The sequence below is a fragment of the Caballeronia sp. LZ062 genome (genome assembly GCF_031450785.1).
Classification (GTDB): domain Bacteria; phylum Pseudomonadota; class Gammaproteobacteria; order Burkholderiales; family Burkholderiaceae; genus Caballeronia.
Genome location: NZ_JARTWB010000002.1, coordinates 830,281 through 849,054, shown reverse-complemented (window position 1 = coordinate 849,054; position 18,774 = coordinate 830,281). Strand labels below are relative to the sequence as shown.

The 18,774-nt window shown below is 63.3% G+C and carries 18 protein-coding genes; 6 read left to right on the top strand and 12 right to left on the bottom strand.

The features are described 5' to 3' along the window. Positions 1-52: 52 nt before the first annotated feature. The 6 genes from P9239_RS10010 (at position 53) to P9239_RS09985 (ending at position 6,290) form a co-directional block, all read left to right on the top strand. Positions 53-1,594 carry a 3-hydroxyacyl-CoA dehydrogenase gene (locus P9239_RS10010; protein WP_309750295.1) on the top strand — a complete coding sequence of 514 codons (1,542 nt, stop codon included), beginning with the start codon at positions 53-55 and terminating at the stop codon, positions 1,592-1,594. Next, positions 1,591-2,379 (top strand): oxepin-CoA hydrolase, alternative type, encoded by a 789-nt coding sequence (locus tag P9239_RS10005; RefSeq protein ID WP_309750294.1) that lies wholly within the window; start codon positions 1,591-1,593, stop codon positions 2,377-2,379. The genes P9239_RS10010 and P9239_RS10005 overlap by 4 nt, the downstream gene beginning before the upstream one ends. A 4-nt stretch (positions 2,380-2,383) precedes the next feature. Next, complete coding sequence (locus P9239_RS10000) at positions 2,384-3,109, top strand: histidine phosphatase family protein (RefSeq protein ID WP_309750293.1); 726 nt, start codon at positions 2,384-2,386, stop codon at positions 3,107-3,109. 29 nt (positions 3,110-3,138) lie between these two features. Next, positions 3,139-4,236, top strand: coding sequence for a phosphotransferase (locus P9239_RS09995; RefSeq protein ID WP_309750292.1), 1,098 nt, complete (start codon positions 3,139-3,141; stop codon positions 4,234-4,236). A 21-nt stretch (positions 4,237-4,257) separates the two neighbouring features. Then, on the top strand, positions 4,258-5,484 hold the full coding sequence (locus P9239_RS09990) for an acyl-CoA dehydrogenase family protein (RefSeq protein WP_309750291.1): 1,227 nt from the start codon (positions 4,258-4,260) through the stop codon (positions 5,482-5,484). 116 nt (positions 5,485-5,600) lie between these two features. Beyond that, entirely contained in the window at positions 5,601-6,290 is a 690-nt protein-coding gene (locus P9239_RS09985; RefSeq protein WP_309750290.1) for a glutathione binding-like protein, read from the top strand. Here the strand turns inward: P9239_RS09985 and P9239_RS09980 are convergent. The 12 genes from P9239_RS09980 to nuoG all read right to left on the bottom strand — a co-directional run bounded on the left by P9239_RS09980 (position 6,287) and on the right by nuoG (position 18,762). Beyond that, entirely contained in the window at positions 6,287-6,871 is a 585-nt protein-coding gene (locus P9239_RS09980) for a MaoC family dehydratase (RefSeq protein WP_404980101.1), read from the bottom strand. The genes P9239_RS09985 and P9239_RS09980 overlap by 4 nt on opposite strands. Before the next feature lie 89 nt (positions 6,872-6,960). After that, a complete protein-coding gene (locus P9239_RS09975) occupies positions 6,961-7,410 on the bottom strand; it encodes a DUF1178 family protein (protein WP_309750288.1) in 450 nt (149 codons plus the stop codon). A 201-nt stretch (positions 7,411-7,611) separates the two neighbouring features. Then, positions 7,612-8,211 (bottom strand): NUDIX hydrolase, encoded by a 600-nt coding sequence (locus P9239_RS09970; RefSeq protein WP_309750287.1) that lies wholly within the window; start codon positions 8,209-8,211, stop codon positions 7,612-7,614. 49 nt (positions 8,212-8,260) lie between these two features. Continuing rightward, positions 8,261-8,581, bottom strand: coding sequence for a DUF2818 family protein (locus tag P9239_RS09965; RefSeq protein WP_309750286.1), 321 nt, complete (start codon positions 8,579-8,581; stop codon positions 8,261-8,263). After that, entirely contained in the window at positions 8,581-10,053 is a 1,473-nt protein-coding gene (gene nuoN / locus P9239_RS09960) for an NADH-quinone oxidoreductase subunit NuoN (protein WP_309750285.1), read from the bottom strand. The genes P9239_RS09965 and nuoN overlap by 1 nt, the downstream gene beginning before the upstream one ends. A gap of 25 nt (positions 10,054-10,078) precedes the next feature. Beyond that, entirely contained in the window at positions 10,079-11,569 is a 1,491-nt protein-coding gene (locus P9239_RS09955; protein ID WP_309750284.1) for an NADH-quinone oxidoreductase subunit M, read from the bottom strand. 13 nt (positions 11,570-11,582) lie between these two features. Beyond that, positions 11,583-13,670 (bottom strand): NADH-quinone oxidoreductase subunit L, encoded by a 2,088-nt coding sequence (nuoL, locus tag P9239_RS09950; RefSeq protein ID WP_309750283.1) that lies wholly within the window; start codon positions 13,668-13,670, stop codon positions 11,583-11,585. 17 nt (positions 13,671-13,687) lie between these two features. Further along, positions 13,688-13,993 (bottom strand): NADH-quinone oxidoreductase subunit NuoK, encoded by a 306-nt coding sequence (gene nuoK, locus P9239_RS09945; protein ID WP_007588140.1) that lies wholly within the window; start codon positions 13,991-13,993, stop codon positions 13,688-13,690. A 20-nt stretch (positions 13,994-14,013) separates the two neighbouring features. Further along, positions 14,014-14,712, bottom strand: a complete 699-nt coding sequence (locus tag P9239_RS09940) for an NADH-quinone oxidoreductase subunit J (protein ID WP_309750282.1) — start codon at positions 14,710-14,712, stop codon at positions 14,014-14,016. Between the two features lie 125 nt (positions 14,713-14,837). After that, positions 14,838-15,326: an NADH-quinone oxidoreductase subunit NuoI gene (gene nuoI / locus P9239_RS09935; protein ID WP_159836462.1), complete on the bottom strand. Its 489-nt coding sequence runs from the start codon at positions 15,324-15,326 to the stop codon at positions 14,838-14,840. A 35-nt stretch (positions 15,327-15,361) separates the two neighbouring features. After that, positions 15,362-16,426 (bottom strand): NADH-quinone oxidoreductase subunit NuoH, encoded by a 1,065-nt coding sequence (gene nuoH, locus P9239_RS09930; RefSeq protein WP_309750281.1) that lies wholly within the window; start codon positions 16,424-16,426, stop codon positions 15,362-15,364. Further along, positions 16,426-18,762, bottom strand: coding sequence for an NADH-quinone oxidoreductase subunit NuoG (gene nuoG, locus P9239_RS09925; protein ID WP_309750280.1), 2,337 nt, complete (start codon positions 18,760-18,762; stop codon positions 16,426-16,428). The genes nuoH and nuoG overlap by 1 nt, the downstream gene beginning before the upstream one ends. Between the last annotated feature and the right edge of the window lie 12 nt (positions 18,763-18,774).

Here is an 18,774-nt window from a genome sequence, read left to right as displayed (position 1 = left end):
GCTGCCGGACACGATAGACAACACAGAGAACATCGAGGAGTCGAACCGCATCATGAGTCCGCAGGAATACAAGATCGAAACCTTGGGCATCGTCGGCAGCGGCGCGATGGGGCGCGGCATCGCGCAGATCGCGTCGCTTGCCGGGCTGACCGTGCGTCTCTACGATGCGAACCCGCAAGCACTCGCGGCCGCGCGCGCCTATCTCACCGAGACATTCGACAAACTCACCGCCAAAGGCAAGCTCAAGGAAGCGGACGCGCACGCCGCGCTAGCCCGCGTCCACAACGCGCAGGACATCGGCGAGCTTTCCGACTGCGGCGCGGTCGTCGAGGCGATCGTCGAGAATCTCGAGATCAAGCGCGGGCTCTTTCGCGAACTCGAAGCGGTCGTCGGCGACGCGTGCATTGTGGCGTCGAATACGTCGTCGCTGTCCATTACCGCGATCGCGGCGGGCTGCGCGAAACCAGAACGCGTCGCGGGCTTTCACTTCTTCAACCCGGTGCCGCTGATGCGCGTGGTCGAAGTCATCGACGGCTTGCGCGGCGATCCGAAGGCCGGCGACGCGCTGATGGAACTCGCGCGCCGCATGGGTCACACGCCCGTGCGCGCGAAGGACATGCCGGGCTTCATCGTGAATCACGCGGGGCGCGGCATGAACACTGAAGGCCTGCGCGTGGCGAGCGAAGGTGTCGCGAGCTTCGCGGACATCGACCGCATCATGCGCGAGGAGGCGGGTTTCCGGCTCGGACCTTTCGAACTGCTGGATCTGACCGCGCTCGACGTCTCGCATCCGGTGATGGAGTCGATCTATCACCAGTTCTACGAGGAGCCGCGCTTCACGCCGTCGCCCATCACCGGCACGCGGCTCGCGGGCGGGCTCATCGGGCGCAAGGCGGGCGAAGGTTTTTATCGTTACGTGGAAGGCAAGCAGCAGGTGCCGGGCGAGCCGCCCGCGCCGACGCAATTGCCGGCGCGCGTGTGGATCAGCCGCGCATCGCCCGCTGCGCGTGAACAGGTGCTTATGGTAATCGCGAAGCACGACGCCGCCGTGCACATCGACAGGGGCAACACGCCCGCGCCCGATTCGCTGATCGTCGTCACGCCGCTCGGCTTCGACGCGACCACGACTGCCGTCGCCGAACATCTCGATGCGACGCGCGTCGTCGCTGTCGATACGCTCTTTCCGCTCGACACGGTCGCGCGCCGCACGATCATGACGACGCCCGCGACCACGCCCGCGATGCGCGACGCAGCGCACGCGCTCTTCGCCGCCGACGGCGTGCCCGTCACCGTCATCCGCGATTCGACCGGCTTCGTCGCGCAGCGCGTCGTCGCGACGATCGTGAATATCGGCTGCGACATCGCGCAGCAAGGCATCGCGACGCCGGAGGACATCGACCTCGCCGTGACGCTCGGGCTCGGCTATCCGCGCGGGCCTCTCGCGCTCGGCGATTCGCTCGGCGCCACGACCATTCTTACGATCCTGCGCAACATGCAAAGCGCGCTCGGCGATCCACGTTACCGCCCTTCTCCGTGGCTCACGCGCCGCGCGCAGCTCGGACTTTCGCTGACCCACACCGAGGAACTCCGATGAGCGCCGAACTGCTGACACACCGGCCCGCAGGCAGCGACACCACGCTCGTGCTCAAACTTTCGAATCCGGGCGCGCGCAACGCGCTGCATCCGGACATGTACGCGGCCGGCATCGAAGCGTTGTCGACCGCCGAACGCGACAACTCGGTGCGCGCCATCGTCCTGACCGGCGCCGACAACTTCTTCTGCGCGGGCGGCAACCTGAACCGGCTGCTGGAAAATCGAGCGAAAGACCCGTCGGTGCAGGCGCAAAGCATCGACTTGCTCGCAGAATGGATCAGCGCGCTGCGTGCATCGACCAAACCGGTCATCGCGGCGGTCGAAGGCGCGGCGGCCGGCGCAGGCTTTTCGCTCGCGCTCGCGTGCGATCTGATTGTCGCCGCCGACGACGCCAAGTTCGTCATGTCGTATGCGCGCGTGGGGCTCACGCCGGACGGCGGCGCTTCGTGGTTCCTGTCGCGCGCGTTGCCACGCACGCTCGCAAGCGAGGTGCTGCTCGAAGCGAAACCCATCGGCGCGCCGCGTCTGCACGAAGTCGGCGTCGTGAACCGGCTGACGAAGAAAGGCATCGCGCTGGACGCCGCCATCGCGTGGGCCGACGATCTCGGCAGCGTGTCGCCCAAAGCGCTCGCGCGCATCAAGTCGCTGATGAACTCAGCGGACGTGCAGCCGCTCGCGGCGCATCTGGATATGGAGCGCGACGCTTTCGTGGACGCGCTTCATCACGGCGACGCGCTGGAGGGCATCACCGCGTTCCTCGAAAAGCGCCAGCCGAACTACCGCTGAAACCATGGCTCACTACCAACTGCCGAAGCGGCGGCGCATCTTTCTGATGCGTCACGGCGACGTCACGTATTTCGACGACACCGGCCGCGCCATCGACCCCGAAAGCGTGCCGCTCAACGCGCGTGGCCGCGAGGAAGCGAGCGCGGCGGGTCGCGAGTTCGCCGCGCAGAACGTCCGCTTCGATCGCGTGATTGCGAGCGGGTTGCCGCGCACCATCGAAACGGCAGAGCGCGTGCTCGCGGAAACGGGCCAGACGGCGCAAGTCGAAATCTGGCCGGAATGGCAGGAAATTCGCGGCGGACGGCTCGCGAATCTTTCCAGGAACGATATCGAGCGCGCGTTCCTCTCGGTGTTCGACGGCGTCGTGCCCGAAGACACGCAGTTCCTGGGCGGCGAGACCATCGGCCAGTTGCTCGATCGCGCGCTGCCCGCCATGACGAGGCTGCGCGCAGACACGTCGTGGGACACGGTGCTGCTCGTGCTGCACGGCGGCGTCAACCGCGCGCTGCTCTCGCACGCGATCACGGCGGGCGGCCGCGCATTCTTTGGGCATCTGTCGCAGGCGACGGGCTGCATCAACGCGCTCGATGTCGGCGACAAACCCGGCGATTGGGTCGTCCATGCAATCAATCATTCGCCGCCCTCGCCGCTGCATGCGGACGTGCGAAATACCACGATGGAACTGCTTTACGCGCAATTCGTGAAGTTCAAGGCGAGCGATATGGACTAAGCATCGCGCAACCATAAACGGAGGAGACGATGGCAGACAACAAGACGAATCAGCACTCCGACTTTTCAGCATTCGAAGGCACGCGCCCCATACACGAAGGCCAGCGCTTCGACACCGATGCGCTCGCGGCGTGGCTCGCATCGCATGTGGATGGCTTCGCGGGCCCGCTCGAAATCGAGCAGTTCGCGGGCGGCCAGTCCAATCCCACGTTCAAGCTGGTCACGCCGTCGCGCGCGTATGTCATGCGCGCGAAGCCCGGCCCCGCCGCCAAGCTCTTGCCGTCGGCGCATGCCATCGAGCGCGAGTATCGCGTGATGGACGCGCTCGCCGCCACCGGCGTGCCGGTCGCGCGAATGCTGGCCTTGTGCGAGGACGAAAGCGTGATCGGCCGCGCGTTTTATCTCATGGAGTTCGTCGAAGGCCGCGTGTTGTGGGATCCGTCGCTGCCCGGCATGACGCCCGCCGAACGCGCCGCGATCTACGACGAAACCAACCGCGTGATCGCGGCGCTGCATACAGTCGATGTCGAAGCGGCCGGACTCAGCAGCTACGGCAAGCCGGGCAACTACTTCGAGCGGCAGATCGGGCGCTGGAGCAAGCAGTACGTCGCATCGCAGACAGAGAAAATCGACGCGATGGACCGCCTGATCGACTGGCTGCCGCAGCATGTGCCGTCGTCGGCGGCGGCGAAAGTCGGTGTCGTGCATGGCGACTTCCGGCTCGACAACCTCATCTTTCATCCGAACGAACCGCGCGTGCTCGCGGTGCTCGACTGGGAGCTCTCGACGCTCGGCGATCCGCTCGCCGATTTCGCGTATCACTGCATGGCGTGGCATGTCGATCCGTCGCAGTTCCGCGGCATCGCCGGGCTCGACTGGGCCGCGCTCGGCATACCGGACGAAGCCGCTTACGTCGCGCGTTATTGCGAGCGCACGGGCTTCCAGATAGAAGGCGACTGGAACTTCTATCTCGCGTACAACATGTTCCGCATCGCCGCCATCCTGCAAGGCATCATGAAGCGCGTCGTGGATGGCACGGCGGCGAGCGCGCAGGCCATCGACGCGGGACGCCGCGCACGGCCCATGGCCGAACTGGCGTGGCAGTACGCGCAAAAAGTCGGCGCGTAAGAACCGATCAGGAGACGACCGATGAACTTCGAGTACACGCCGAAAGTCGAGGCGCTGCGCGCGCGCCTGCACGCCTTCTTCGACGCGCATATCTATCCGAACGAGACGGCATTCCGCGACGAGATCGCGGCGAATCGCGCGGCGGGCAACGCGTGGCTGCCGACGCGCCTCATCGAAGACCTGAAGGAGAAAGCGCGCGGCGAAGGACTGTGGAACTTGTTTCTGCCGGCGTCCGGGCGCGGTGCCGGACTGACGAATCTCGAATACGCGCCGCTGTGCGAGATCATGGGGCGCGTGCCGTGGGCGCCCGAAGTCTTCAACTGCAGCGCGCCCGATACGGGCAACATGGAGACCATCGAACGCTACGGCACGGACGCGCAGAAAGCGCAGTGGCTCGAACCCCTCCTTCGCGGCGAGATCCGCTCCGCGTTCCTGATGACGGAGCCGGAAGTCGCGTCATCGGATGCGACGAATATCCGCTGCAGCATCACGCGCGACGGCGATCACTACGTCATCGACGGCCACAAATGGTGGTCGTCCGGTGCGGGCGATCCGCGCTGCAAGGTGTTCATCGTCATGGGCAAGACCGATCCCGACGCGCCGAAGCACGCGCAGCAGTCGATGATTCTCGTGCCGGCGAATGCGCCGGGCATCACCGTGCATCGCCCGCTGAACGTGTTCGGCTACGACGACGCGCCGCACGGTCATATGGACATCACGCTCGGCAAGGTTCGTGTGCCCGCTGACAGCATCCTGCTCGGCCAAGGACGCGGCTTCGAGATCGCGCAGGGGCGGCTCGGGCCGGGACGCATCCATCATTGCATGCGGCTGATCGGGCTCGCGGAGCGCGCGCTGGAACTGATGACGAAGCGCACGCTTTCCCGCGTCGCGTTCGGCAAGCCGATTGCGCAGCACGGCGTGACGCAGGAGCGGATCGCCGAGGCGCGCATCATGATCGAGCAGGCGCGGCTGCTCACGCTGAAGGCTGCGTACATGATGGATACCGTCGGCAACAAGGGCGCGCGCGGCGAGATCGCGATGATTAAGGTGGTCGCGCCGAACGTCGCGTGTCAGGTGATCGACTGGGCGATTCAGGCGCACGGCGCGGCGGGTATCTGCGACGATTTTCCGCTCGCATACGCGTATGCCTCGGCGCGCACGCTGAGGCTCGCGGACGGACCCGACGAAGTGCATCGCCATGCCATCGCGAAACTGGAACTGGCGAAATACATGGAACCGCGCGACTGATTCGCCGGAGCGAGTCACGGGCGCGCTCTGCACGGCCAGCGCAAACATGCTCTAATTTTCGCTTCCATTCCGCGACCTGCGCGTGAATGCGTCACCCGCACGAACGAGGAGCGCACATGATCGACGTGTATAGCTGGCCGACGCCCAACGGGCACAAGATCCACATCATGCTGGAGGAGACGGGGCTCGAGTACCGGGCTCATCCCGTCGATATCGGCGCGGGCGACCAGTTCAAACCCGACTTCCTCGCGATCAGCCCGAACAACAAGATTCCGGCGATCATCGACAACGACGGCCCGGAAGGCAAGCCGTTCGCGCTTTTCGAATCGGGCGCCATCCTCGTCTATCTCGCCGAGAAGACCGGCAAGTTTCTGCCGGCGGATGCCATCGGCCGCTACACGACCATTCAATGGCTGATGTTCCAGATGGGCGGCGTCGGACCGATGCTCGGACAGACGCACCACTTTCGCAACTACGCGCCCGAGAAAATCGACTACGCGATCAACCGCTACACGAACGAAGCGCGCCGGCTCTACGGCGTGATGGACAAGCAGCTCGGCGTCACGCAATACCTCGCGGGAAACGAGTACACGATTGCGGACATCGCGACGTTCCCGTGGACGCGTTCGTGGGAGAACCAGGGCATCGTCCTCGACGAATTTCCGAACGTCCGGCGCTGGTTCGATGCAATTGCGGCGCGACCGGCCGTCGAGCGCGGCGTGCAGGTACTGGCGCGCGAACGCAAGCCCTTCACCGACAAGGAGAAGGAAGTGCTGTTCGGCGCGACGCAGTACGCAAAGCGCTAAATCGCGCCGGGTTCGCGCAAGCCAAAGAGCGCGGCGGAATCCACGGTCAAGACCAGTTCGCCGTCCTGATTGTGCGCTTCCCAGCGTGTCGAGACGATGCCGCGGTCCGGCTTGCTCTTCGACACGCGCTTGTCCAGCACGCGCACGGTGAGCCGCACCGAATCGCCGACGCGCACGGGCTTCAGCCAGCGGATATTGTCGAGGCCGGGCGAGCCCATGGACGTTGAATCGGCGAGCATGTCGCGCACGAGAATGCCCATCATCGCCGAGCAGGTGTTCCATCCGCTTGCAACAAGCCCGCCGAAATGCGACGCCCTGCCCGCTTCGTCGGAGAGATGGAACGGCTGCGGATCATAGCGGCTTGCGAATTCGATGATTTCTTCGCGGCTGAAGGTATGCGCGCTGAGTGTCACCGCTGATCCGACTTGGAAATCCTCAAAGCTGTAGGTCATGAGGCAGCCCTTTTTTCGAGTGTCAGACGATCGAGAGTGGTATCCGGAGCGATTGGGTAATGCAAGGCGCGACGCCCCCCGAGCCGCTTTGCCGCTCGACGCGGGTCGGTAGTTCGAATGCTTCGGGATTGCGCGCTTGGGCGCGCAGCGAGGAAGTGACGAAACACGCGCGTTTGTCTCCTTGTCGAGCCGAAGCCGGGAGACGCCGCGTTGAGGCTTTACTGCAGCGGCTCCTTGAGCGCGGCGGGTACGGGCAGCGGCATCACCTCGATGCCTTCTTCCAGCAAAGCGTGCGCGTCCTCGGGCGTCGTGACGCCACGAATGTTGCGCGCCGGCGCTTCGTTGTAGTGGATGCGCCGCGCCTCTTCGGCGAAACGTTCGCCCACGTTCTCCGTCTTCTCGATCAGCTCTCGCATGAACTGGAGTGCGCGTGCCTGAACGGCGGCCGCATCGGGCGATGCTTTCGGCGCTCGGGCCTGCACCGCCGCGTCCGCGCGCGCCGACGACAAATTGAGGCGCGGTGCCGATGGCATGCGACTCACATCCGTCGCCGAGCAAACCGGGCAAGCGACCAGCTTGCGAGCCAGTTGCGACTCGAACTCTTCGGTCGAAGCAAACCAGCCTTCAAAGCGATGTTCGTGCGAGCACTTTAAATCGAGGACCTTCATGCTGATGGGACTTCGGTGAGTTTATCTCAGAATTACGTTTTGCGAACGACCGTGCGATGACGAGCGACATGCCGTCGTGTCCGCAAACGGCCGACTGCAGATTCTAGCTGTTCGGCACGCTTGCCGCCGAACGCGGAACGCCAAAACGACAAAGCGGCCCACGCGGCCGCTTTCCGTTGCTTCTTAACCAGTCGCGACGTCTTACGCAGTCGCCGCCTTGCCCGCCTGCCATTCGCCAGAACGGAGCTTCTCGAGCCAGAATGCGCCGATGATCGTCTTGACGTCGCTGATCGTGCCGTCCTTGACCCACGCCATCAGCTGCGCTTCGTCCGCAATGAACGTTTCGAGGAACTCGCCTTCGTCGAGCTTCGCGTCGCCGGCCGTCAAACCGCTTGCCAGATAGAGGTCGATGAATTCCGTCGAGTACGAGATGACAGGGTGAATGCGCGTCAGAAAAGTCCATTCGCGCGCGGTGTAGCCGGTTTCTTCCTGCAACTCGCGCTTTGCGCACGCCAGTTCGTCCTCGTTCGGATCGAGCTTGCCCGCCGGAAATTCGAGCAGCACGCGCCCGACCGGATAGCGGAACTGCCGCTCGAGCAGCACACGGCCATCGTCGAACACTGGCAGGATCATCACCGCGCCGGGATGCTCCACGAACTCGCGCGTGGCGTGCTTGCCATCGGGCAGCGCAACGGTATCGCGCTTGAGCGTGAGGAACTTGCCTTCATGCAGCGTGACGCTTTCGACCTTCTTTTCGATGAGGCCGTCGTCGCTATCTGAAACGGTGGTCTGGTCTGCCATCTTGCACCCTGTGCCGGTTAAGCAAACAGCCGCCGAGGGCGCGAAGCCATCAGCGGCGTTTGACGAGATATTGATAGGTGAAGCCCGGAAACGCGAGCACCACAAACAGACTGAAGGTGATGGCGTAGAACTGCCATCCCTGATCGAAACGGTTGCCGGCGCGCGCTTCGAGCATGAAGCCGAGCGCGCCGACCACGAAGTAGAGAACGATCAACTCGCCGATCCTGATCCACGCGCTCTTCTTCGCCGCCTGATGGCGCGTCGGCGCGGGAAGCGGCAACGGCACTACGGCGAAAAGGCGCTGGTTCAGGAACGGGACGTTGGCGCCAAGGAGCGCCAACAGCACGATAAACCAGCCAGCAGCCGACATTACAGCGGCAGCGTATGCGTGATCGCTTGCAGGCACGCCGACATCAGCGGACCCGGAACCAGACCCAGTACCAGCACGGCCAGGCCGTTGAACGCCAGCAGCGAACGATTGAGGCCGTCCGCCACGATCGGCGATGCGTCTTGCGGCGCGTCAAAGTACATCAGCTTCACGATGCGCAGGTAGTAGAACGCGCCCACGAGCGACGTCAGCACGGCCAGCACGGCGAGCCACGTCAGGCCGGCGTTCATCGTCGCTTCGAGCACGGCGAGCTTCGCGTAGAAGCCGACCGTCGGCGGGATACCGGCGAGCGAGAACATCATGATCATCATGACGAACGCGAAAACCGGGCTGCGCTGGTTGAGGCCCTTGAAGTCGTCGATCTGCTCGGCTTCAAAGTCGCGGCGCGCGAGCAGCATCACGACGCCGAACGTCCCGAGCGTCGTCACGAGATAGATGATGCTGTAGAACATCGCCGAGCTGTACGCGCCCGCCGCGCCCGTCACCTTGCCATCGACCACGCCGGCGAGCAGACCCAGCAGCACGAAGCCCATGTTCGAGATGGCCGAGTACGCCAGCATCCGCTTGATGTTCTTCTGCACGATACCCGTGATGTTGCCGACGATCAGCGACAGCGCCGCGAGGATCACCAGCATCTCTTGCCAGTCCACTGCGAACGGCAGCAGCCCCATCACCAGGAAGCGCAGGCCCCATGCGAACGCCGCGACCTTCGGGCCGCCGCCGGTAAGCAGCGTCATGGCCGTCGGCGCGCCTTGGTAGACGTCCGGCACCCACATGTGGAACGGCACCGCGCCCATCTTGAACGCCACGCCCGCGACGACGAAGATCACGCCGAAGAGCAGCACTGCGTCGTTGATGCGACCCGACGCCACGGCCTTCAGCACTTCGTTCAGTTCCAGCGAGCCGGTCGCGCCGTACAGCATCGAAATGCCGTAGAGCAGGAAGCCGGATGCGAGCGCACCGAGCACGTAGTACTTCATCGCCGATTCGTTCGACTGCGGCGCGTCCTTGCGCAGCGCGATGACCGCATACAGCGACAGCGACATCAGTTCGAGGCCGAGATACAGCGTGAGGAAGTTGTTACCCGAAATCATCACGCACTGGCCGAGCAGCGAGAACAGGCCGAGCAGGAAGAAATCGCCGCGGAACAGGTCGCGGTCTTCCAGATACTTGCGCGAATAGATGATCGACACCGCATAGCCGAGCGTCACGACTGCTTTCATCGCGCTCGCGAACGGATCGACGACATACATGCGCGCAAAGAAGTAATGCGGCGTCGGGTCGAGCGCCGAGAACGCGAACCACACGCCGACGACGATCGTCGAGACCAGCGCGATCGCGTAGGTGGTGCGACGGCTCGACGGACCGAACATCGTGTCGTTCAACCAGGCCACGACGACGGCGGCCATCAGGATGCCGTCGGGCAACAGGACACTCATAGGGGCGTTTTGCATGATCTTTTAGTTCCTCCGCACGCCGTTACTGAGCCAGCGGCAGCTTGGACTGCGCGACGTGGGAGAGCAGGTTTGCCACCGACTCGTGCATCACGTCGGTGAAGGGCTTCGGATGCAGGCCCATGTAGAGCGTGAACAGCGCGAGCACGACGAGCATGAACATCTCACGCTTGTTGATGTCCGCGAGCTTCGCCACGTGATCGTTCGCGACCGCGCCAAAGTACACGCGCTTGTACATCCACAGCGTGTAGGCCGCGCCGAGAATGAGCGTGAACGTGGCGAGGAAGCCGATCCAGAAGTTGAACTTCACCGCAGCCAGAATCACCATGAACTCGCCGACGAAGCCGGAAGTGCCCGGCAGACCGCAGTTGGCCATGGCGAAGAGCATGGAGAACGCGGCGAATTTCGGCATGGTGTTCACGACGCCGCCGTAATCCGCGATCTGACGCGAATGCACGCGGTCGTACAGCACGCCGATGGACAGGAACATCGCGCCCGAAACGAAGCCGTGCGAGATCATCTGGATGATCGCGCCTTCTACGCCAAGCTGGCTGAAGATGAAGAAGCCGAGCGTGACGAAGCCCATGTGCGCGATCGACGAATACGCGACGAGCTTCTTCATGTCAGCCTGCACCATCGCGACGAGGCCGATGTAGATCACCGCGATCAGCGACAGCGTGATGACGACCGGAGCCAGGAAGTGGCTCGCGTCCGGCGCGATCGGCAGCGAGAAGCGCAGGAAACCGTACGCGCCGAGCTTCAGCATGATCGCCGCCAGCACGACGGAACCGCCCGTCGGCGCTTCCACGTGCGCATCAGGCAGCCAAGTGTGAACCGGCCACATCGGCACCTTGACGGCAAACGCCAGGAAGAACGCGATGAAAAGCAGCACCTGCGGCGTCATGCCGATCTTCGCGGCTTGCCACGTCGCGAGATCGAACGTGTGCGTCTGCGTGTACAGGTACAGCAGCGCGATCAGCATCAGAAGCGAACCGGCCAGCGTGTACAGGAAAAACTTGAACGCGGCATACACGCGGTTCGGGCCGCCCCACACGCCGATGATGATGTACATCGGAATGAGCGTGGCTTCGAAGAACACGTAGAACAGCAGGCCGTCGGCCGTGGAGAACACGCCGATCATGATGCCCGAGAGGATCAGGAACGCGGCCATGTACTGCGAGACGCGCTCCGTGATGACTTCCCATCCGGCGATCACGACGATCACGGTGATGAGCGCGGTCAGCACGACGAACCACATCGAGATGCCGTCGACACCCAGGTGATACGTGATGTTGAACCGCTCGATCCAGTTCGCCTGTTCGACGAATTGCAGCGCGGCGCTCGACGTATCGAAGCCGGTGATCAGCGGAAGGGTCACGATCAGACCGAGAACCGAGCCGATCAGCGCGACCCAGCGCGCGGGCGCCGGGTTACGGTCAGAACCTACAGCCAGGACCAGGACGCCGAAAACGATCGGCAGCCAGATCGCGACACTGAGAATCGGAAAAGAGTGCATAGGGTCCCTCGCCTTATTTGCCGCCGAGCGTTACAAACAGGGTCAAGAGCCCCAACATGCCGATAATCATGGCGAACGCGTAGTGATAGATGTAACCGGATTGAAGGAAGCGGATCACACCGGCGAACCAGGCGACGAACCGCGCACTGCCGTTGACGACGCCGTCGATGACGACCACATCGCCCTCTTTCCACAGCCCGCGACCGATGGCGACCGCGCCCCGGGCGAAGACCACTTCGTTGATCTTGTCGAAGTAGTACTTGTTGTCGAGCAGCGTGTAGATCGGGCCAAAGCGACGGCGGATGACCGGCGGCAGATCCGGACGCTTCATGTACAGGAACCACGCGACGATCACGCCCGCGAGCGCCAGCCATACCGGCAGACCCGCGACCGAGTGCAGGCCCATCGGGAACCAGCCGTGGAACTCTTCGGCCATTTCGCGCATGCCTTCGTGGTTCTCGGCAATGTAGATGACCTTGTCGAACACGACGCCGTGCGAGAAGAAGTCGCCGAAGAGCATCGGACCGACCATGATCGCGCCGATGATGACCGACGGAATCGCCAGCAGGATCAGCGGCAGCGTCACGACCCACGGGCTTTCGTGCGGCTCGTGTGCGTGACCGTGGCCGTGGTCATCATGACCGTGACCGTGTGCGTGACCGTGATCGTCGCTACCATGCCCTTGACCGTGCGTCGCCTCTTCCGCGCCCATCGGCGAGTCCGGATGCTTCGGACCGCGGAAGCGCTCTTCGCCGTGAAACACGAGGAAGTACATGCGGAACGAATACAGCGCCGTGACGAACACGCTCGCCACCACCGCGAAATATGCGAAGCCAGAACCCGGCAGATGCGACAGCTTCACCGCATCGATGATCGAGTCCTTCGAATAGAAGCCCGAGAAAAACGGCGTGCCGATCAGCGCGAGCGAACCGAGCAGCGACGTGATCCAGGTGATCGGCATGTACTTCGCGAGCCCGCCCATGTTGCGCATGTCCTGATCATGATGCATGCCGATGATGACCGAACCCGCGCCGAGGAACAGCAGCGCCTTGAAGAAGGCGTGCGTGCCGAGGTGGAACACTGCGACCGGGTACGCCGACACGCCCAGCGCGACCGTCATGTAGCCGAGTTGCGAGAGCGTCGAATACGCGACGACGCGCTTGATGTCGTTCTGGACGACACCGAGGAAGCCCATGAACAGCGCCGTGATCGCGCCGATGACCGTGACGAACGACAGCGCGGCATCCGAATGCTCGAAGAGCGGCGACATGCGCGTCACCATGAAGATACCGGCCGTCACCATCGTTGCCGCGTGAATCAGCGCGGAGATCGGCGTGGGGCCTTCCATCGAGTCCGGCAGCCACACATGCAGCGGGAACTGCGCGGACTTACCCATCGCGCCGATGAAGAGGCAAATGCACGCCACGGTCAGCAGGCCCCAGCTCGTGCCCGGAAACGTCATGGCCGCGAGCTTTTCGCCTTGCGCAAAGACGTCGCCGTAGTTCAGCGAACCCGCGAACGCCAGCAGCAGGCCGATGCCGAGCAGAAAGCCGAAGTCGCCCACGCGGTTGACGATGAACGCCTTCATGTTCGCGTAGATCGCGCTTTCACGGGTGAAGTAGAAGCCGATCAGCAGATACGAGACGAGACCCACCGCTTCCCAGCCGAAGAAAAGCTGCAGGAAGTTGTTGCTCATCACGAGCATCAGCATCGAGAACGTGAACAGCGAAATGTACGAGAAGAAGCGTTGATAGCCGTCTTCTTCCGCCATGTAGCCGATGGTGTAGATGTGCACCATGAGCGAGACGAAAGTCACGATGACCATCATCATCGCCGTCAGCGAATCGACGAGGAAGCCGACTTCCATCTTGAGCGACCCCATCGTCATCCATTCGTAGACGGTGCCGTTGAAGCTCGCGCCCATCATCACGTCATAGAAGACGAACGCGGACAGAATGAACGAGATGAAGACGCCGAGAATGGTGACGCGGTGCGAGCCCTTGCGCCCCACCGTCTTCCCGAGCAGCCCCGCGATCAGCGAGCCCGCGAGCGGAGCCAGCGGGACCGCAAGCAGGAGGTTTTCATTGAGTGTCGTGGACATAACAGCCTAGCCTGAAATTAACCTTTGAGCTGATCGAGGTCCTCGACGTTGATCGTGTCGAGGCTACGGAACAGGGTCACGAGAATCGCGAGACCGATCGCGGCTTCCGCAGCGGCCACGGTCAGGACGAAGAACACGAAAATCTGGCCGTGCACGTCGCCCAGATAGTGCGAGAACGCGACGAAATTGGTGTTCACCGCGAGCAGCATCAATTCGATGGCCATCAGGATGATGATGACGTTGCGGCGGTTCAGGAAGATGCCGACGATGCTGATCGCGAAAAGGATCGCGCCGAGCACGAGGTAATGGGCAAGACTCAACATGTTTGTTCTCTCCTTCGCGCTCAGCCCTTGTTATCCACGACGCCTGCGCCGATGTTGCCGGTCACGGCAGGTTCCACCGATGCATCCGGCGCCTGCGTTTCGGCCGGCATCTTCACGAGGCGCACACGGTCCTGACGGCGAACCTTGACTTGCTTGCTGACGGTTTGCGTCTTCTTGTCCTTCTTGTCGCGAATCGTGAGCGAGATGGCGGCAATGATCGCCACCAGCAGCACGAGACCCGCGATTTCGAACGCGAAGATGTAGTCCGTGTAAATGACCTTGCCGATGAGCTGCGTATTCGGCATCAGCGCCGCGCCGCTCACACCCGCGCCCGCGGCAGCCGTGCCGGCGTCGCGCAGCGGCGTAACGGTCGCGCCGTAGCCGTGCCACAGAATCAGCGCCGTTTCGATGACGATGATCGCGCCCACGATGGTCGCGAGCGGCACGAAACGCCGGAAGTCGCGCCGCAGGACGTCGATGTTGATGTCGAGCATCATCACGACGAAGAGGAAGAGCACCATCACCGCGCCGACATACACGAGAACCAGCAGGATCGCGAGGAATTCGGCTTGCAGCAGCATCCAGATCGCGGCCGCGTTGAAGAACGCGAGCACGAGAAAGAGCGCGGAAGACACCGGATTGCGCGAGGTGATCACCTTCAGCGCGGACACGGTCAACAGCAGCGCGAAGATATAGAACAGTACGGTTGTGAATTCCATGATTACCGGTTCATCGTTAGGCCATCATCAGGCAGGGTGTGTCAGCGCGCGGCGCAACGCGCCAACAGCAACAACAAAATCGCTTCGACTTGGACGCCGGCGGCGACGCCGGCATCCGCTTCGCATCAACGGTAAGGCGCGTCAGCCGCCTTCGATGCGGCGATTTCCGTCTCGTAGCGATCGCCCACTGCTAGCAGCATGTCCTTCGTGAAGTACAGATCGCCGCGCTTTTCGCCGTGATATTCGAGGATGTGCGTCTCGACGATCGAATCGACCGGGCAGCTCTCTTCGCAGAAGCCGCAGAAGATGCACTTGGTCAGGTCGATGTCGTAGCGCGTCGTGCGGCGCGTGTTGTCCGCGCGCGTTTCCGATTCGATGGTGATCGCAAGTGCCGGGCACACTGCTTCGCACAGCTTGCACGCGATGCATCGCTCTTCGCCGTTTTCATAGCGGCGCAGCGCGTGCAGCCCGCGAAAGCGCGGCGACACCGGCGTCTTTTCTTCCGGGAACTGCACCGTGATCTTGCGCTGGAACGTGTAACGGCCCGTCAGCGCGAGACCCTTCAGCAGTTCGGTCAGGAAGAAGGTCTTAAAGAAGTTCTGAATTGCGTTCATGATGTTTGGTCCGCTCTTGTCCTGGGTTCGTCCGACTACTTCCAGATGTTGAGCGGCGACATGATCCAGAAGCCGATCACGACCACCCACACTACCGAGACCGGCAGGAACACCTTCCAGCCGAGACGCATGATCTGGTCATAGCGGTAGCGCGGGAACGTCGCGCGGGCCCAGATGAAGACCGACAGCAGGAAGAAAACCTTGAGCACGAACCAGAACACGCCCGGGATGAACGACAGGAAGCCGAACGGCGCGTCCCAGCCGCCCAGGAACAGGGTCGTCGCGATCGCCGAGATCACGATCATGTTGATGTACTCGGCGAGGAAGAACAGCGCGAACGCCATGCCCGAGTAGTCGATCATGTGACCCGCAACGATTTCCGATTCGCCTTCCACCACGTCGAACGGGTGACGGTTCGTTTCAGCGATGCCCGAGATGAAGTACACGACGAACATCGGCAGAAGCGGCAGCCAGTTCCACGACAGGATGTTCACGCCGAAGCCCGCGAAGATGCCGCGCTGCTGCGAAGCGACGATATCCGACATGTTCAGCGTGCCCGCGACCATCAGCACCACGACGAGCGCGAAGCCCATCGAGATTTCGTAGGACACCATCTGCGCCGCCGCGCGCATGGCGCCGAGGAACGCGTACTTCGAGTTGGACGCCCAGCCCGCGAGAATCACGCCGTACACGCCGATCGACGAGATCGCCATGATGTACAGGAGACCCGCGTTGATGTTGCCGAGCACGGCTTTCGCCTGGAACGGAATCACCGCCCAGACAGCGAAGGCCGGCACCACGGTCATGATCGGCGCGATGACGTAGATCCATTTGCTCGCCTGCGTCGGCTGAATGACTTCCTTCAGCAGCAGCTTCAGCACGTCCGCGATCGGCTGCAGCAAGCCTGCCGGGCCGACCCGGTTCGGGCCGATACGCACGTGCATCCAGCCGATGAGCTTGCGCTCCCAGAGAATCAGGTACGCGACGCACAGCAGGATCACCACCGCGACCACGACGATGCGCACGAGCGCCCACACGGTCGGCCAGGCAACGCCCAGAAGCTGCGTGCCGCCTGCGTTGATCGTATCGAACAAGCCCATTACGCCTTCTCCACTACCAGTTCACCGAACAGGCCGCCGAGTGCGGCGCCAGCCGCGGTAGCCGCCGACACGCGGACCACCGTTTCCGCCAGGTTCGCGTCGCGAACCGCAGGCATCACCACCGACAGATCGCCTTGCTTGATCCGCACGGCATCGCCGTCCTTCAGGCCGAGCTTGTCGAAGAGCGTCGTCGGCAGGCCGGCGACATTCGCGTCGCGTGCCGCTGCCGTCAGATGCAACGACGGCGCGCGGCGCACGAGCGGGTCGGCGTGATAGATCGGCACATCGGCGAGACGCTCGAAGCCGCCCTTCACCGAAATGCTCGACGAAGCGCGCTTCGCTGCGACCGTCGTCTTGTTGGACAGACGCGCCGTCAAATCGCCCTTTCCGAGCGCCGCGACGCGCACTTCCTCAGCCGTGTCGAATTCGAAGCCCGGCAGGCCGAGCATCGTACCCAGCACGCGCAATACCTTCCAGCCCGGACGCGTGTCGCCGAGTGCGCGGACGACGCCGTTGAACGACTGCGCCGTGCCTTCCGCGTTGACGAACGTGCCCGACGTCTCCGTGAACGGCGCGATGGGCAGCAGCACGTCGGCGTATTCCATGCCGTGCTTGAACGGCGACATCACGACCACCATCTCGGCCGCCTTCAGCGCCGCGACGGCCTGCGCCGGGTTCGCAGCATCGAGTTCCGGCTCCGCGTTGAGGAGCACGTAGCCCTTGCGCGGCTGTTCGAACACCGCGCGGGCGTCGAGACCACCTTCGCCCGGCAGCGCATCGACGAGATAACCGCCCACCGAATTCGCGCCTTCGGTCAGGAAGCCGAGCGTCGCGCCGGTGTTGTCGGCGATCCACTGCGCCGCAGCCTGAATCTGCGCGAAGTCCGGGTGCTGGACCGCGACATTGCCGAGCAGCACGACACGCTTTTCGCCCGCCGACAACGAAGCAGCTACATCTTTCGCGGCAGCAGACACTTCGCGACCTGCGAACGCGTCCGGCAGCGCGACGCCGCGCGCTTCGGAAACCGCCGCCGCGATGCCCGCGAGCTGATCCAGCCACGCCGAGGGCGCAGCGACCAGACGATGCGCGGTCGGGATCAGCGAGTCGTCATTGCTCGCGTTCAGGAACGTGAGCATCGCGCCGTTCTTCGCAGCCTGACGCAGGCGCGCGGCGAAGAGCGGATGATCGCGACGCAGGAACGAGCCGATGACGAATGCCGTATCGACGTTCGACAGGTCCGCGATCTTCACACCGAGCCACGGCGCGCCCGCGCCCACCGGCGCGGAAAAGTCGCTCTGACGCAGACGGAAATCGACGTTCGGCGAGCCGACGCCTTCCGCGAACTGCTTCAGCAGATAGAGTTCTTCGACAGTGCTATGCGGCGTCGCGAGCGCGGCGATTGCGTTCGCGCCATGATCCGCCTTGATGCCCTTGATGCCCTTTGCCACGTACTCGAGCGCAGTCTGCCAGTCCGTTTCGACCCAGTTGCCGCCCTGCTTGAGCATCGGCACGGTCAGACGGTCGTCGCTATTCAGGCCTTCGTACGAAAAACGGTCTTTGTCCGAGATCCAGCATTCGTTGATGGCTTCGTTCTCCATCGGCAGAACGCGCATCACGCGGTTGTTCTTGACCTGAACAACCAGATTCGCGCCGACGGAATCGTGCGGGCTCACCGACTTGCGGCGTGACAGTTCCCACGTCCGCGCGCTATAGCGGAACGGCTTGCTCGTGAGCGCGCCGACCGGGCACAGGTCGATCATGTTGCCCGACAGTTCCGAATCCACCGTCTTGCCGACGAACGACGTGATTTCCGAATGCTCGCCGCGGCCCAGCATGCCGAGCTCCATGACGCCGGCGACTTCCTGGCCGAAGCGCACGCAGCGCGTGCAGTGGATGCAGCGCGTCATCTCTTCCATCGAGATGAGCGGACCCACGTTCTTGTGGAACACCACGCGCTTTTCTTCGTTGTAGCGCGATTGAGACTTGCCGTAGCCCACGGCCAGATCCTGCAACTGGCACTCGCCGCCCTGATCGCAGATCGGGCAATCCAGCGGGTGATTGATCAGCAGGAATTCCATCACCGACTGTTGCGCCTTCACGGCCTTGTCGGAGGCGGTCCGCACGACCATGCCGGCCGACACGGGCGTGGCGCACGCGGGAACGGCCTTCGGCATCTTCTCGACTTCGACGAGGCACATCCGGCAGTTCGCCGCGATCGACAGCTTCTTGTGATAGCAGAAGTGAGGAATGTACGTATCGACCTTGTGCGCAGCCTGGATCACCATGCTGCCTTCGGGCACCTCGACCGTCTTGCCGTCAATTTCTAGTTCAACCATGATGGGGAATGG

Bases quoted from the DNA above. Each gene is read 5' to 3' on its own strand.
- P9239_RS10010 (WP_309750295.1), top strand. From the start codon at position 53: ATGAGTCCGCAGGAATACAAGATCGAAACCTTGGGCATCGTCGGCAGC.
- P9239_RS10005 (WP_309750294.1), top strand. From the start codon at position 1,591: ATGAGCGCCGAACTGCTGACACACCGGCCCGCAGGCAGCGACACCACG.
- P9239_RS10000 (WP_309750293.1), top strand. From the start codon at position 2,384: ATGGCTCACTACCAACTGCCGAAGCGGCGGCGCATCTTTCTGATGCGT.
- P9239_RS09995 (WP_309750292.1), top strand. From the start codon at position 3,139: ATGGCAGACAACAAGACGAATCAGCACTCCGACTTTTCAGCATTCGAA.
- P9239_RS09990 (WP_309750291.1), top strand. From the start codon at position 4,258: ATGAACTTCGAGTACACGCCGAAAGTCGAGGCGCTGCGCGCGCGCCTG.
- P9239_RS09985 (WP_309750290.1), top strand. From the start codon at position 5,601: ATGATCGACGTGTATAGCTGGCCGACGCCCAACGGGCACAAGATCCAC.
- P9239_RS09975 (WP_309750288.1), bottom strand. From the start codon at position 7,410: ATGAAGGTCCTCGATTTAAAGTGCTCGCACGAACATCGCTTTGAAGGC.
- P9239_RS09970 (WP_309750287.1), bottom strand. From the start codon at position 8,211: ATGGCAGACCAGACCACCGTTTCAGATAGCGACGACGGCCTCATCGAA.
- P9239_RS09965 (WP_309750286.1), bottom strand. From the start codon at position 8,581: ATGTCGGCTGCTGGCTGGTTTATCGTGCTGTTGGCGCTCCTTGGCGCC.
- nuoN (WP_309750285.1), bottom strand. From the start codon at position 10,053: ATGCAAAACGCCCCTATGAGTGTCCTGTTGCCCGACGGCATCCTGATG.
- P9239_RS09955 (WP_309750284.1), bottom strand. From the start codon at position 11,569: ATGCACTCTTTTCCGATTCTCAGTGTCGCGATCTGGCTGCCGATCGTT.
- nuoL (WP_309750283.1), bottom strand. From the start codon at position 13,670: ATGTCCACGACACTCAATGAAAACCTCCTGCTTGCGGTCCCGCTGGCT.
- nuoK (WP_007588140.1), bottom strand. From the start codon at position 13,993: ATGTTGAGTCTTGCCCATTACCTCGTGCTCGGCGCGATCCTTTTCGCG.
- P9239_RS09940 (WP_309750282.1), bottom strand. From the start codon at position 14,712: ATGGAATTCACAACCGTACTGTTCTATATCTTCGCGCTGCTGTTGACC.
- nuoI (WP_159836462.1), bottom strand. From the start codon at position 15,326: ATGAACGCAATTCAGAACTTCTTTAAGACCTTCTTCCTGACCGAACTG.
- nuoH (WP_309750281.1), bottom strand. From the start codon at position 16,426: ATGGGCTTGTTCGATACGATCAACGCAGGCGGCACGCAGCTTCTGGGC.
- nuoG (WP_309750280.1), bottom strand. From the start codon at position 18,762: ATGGTTGAACTAGAAATTGACGGCAAGACGGTCGAGGTGCCCGAAGGC.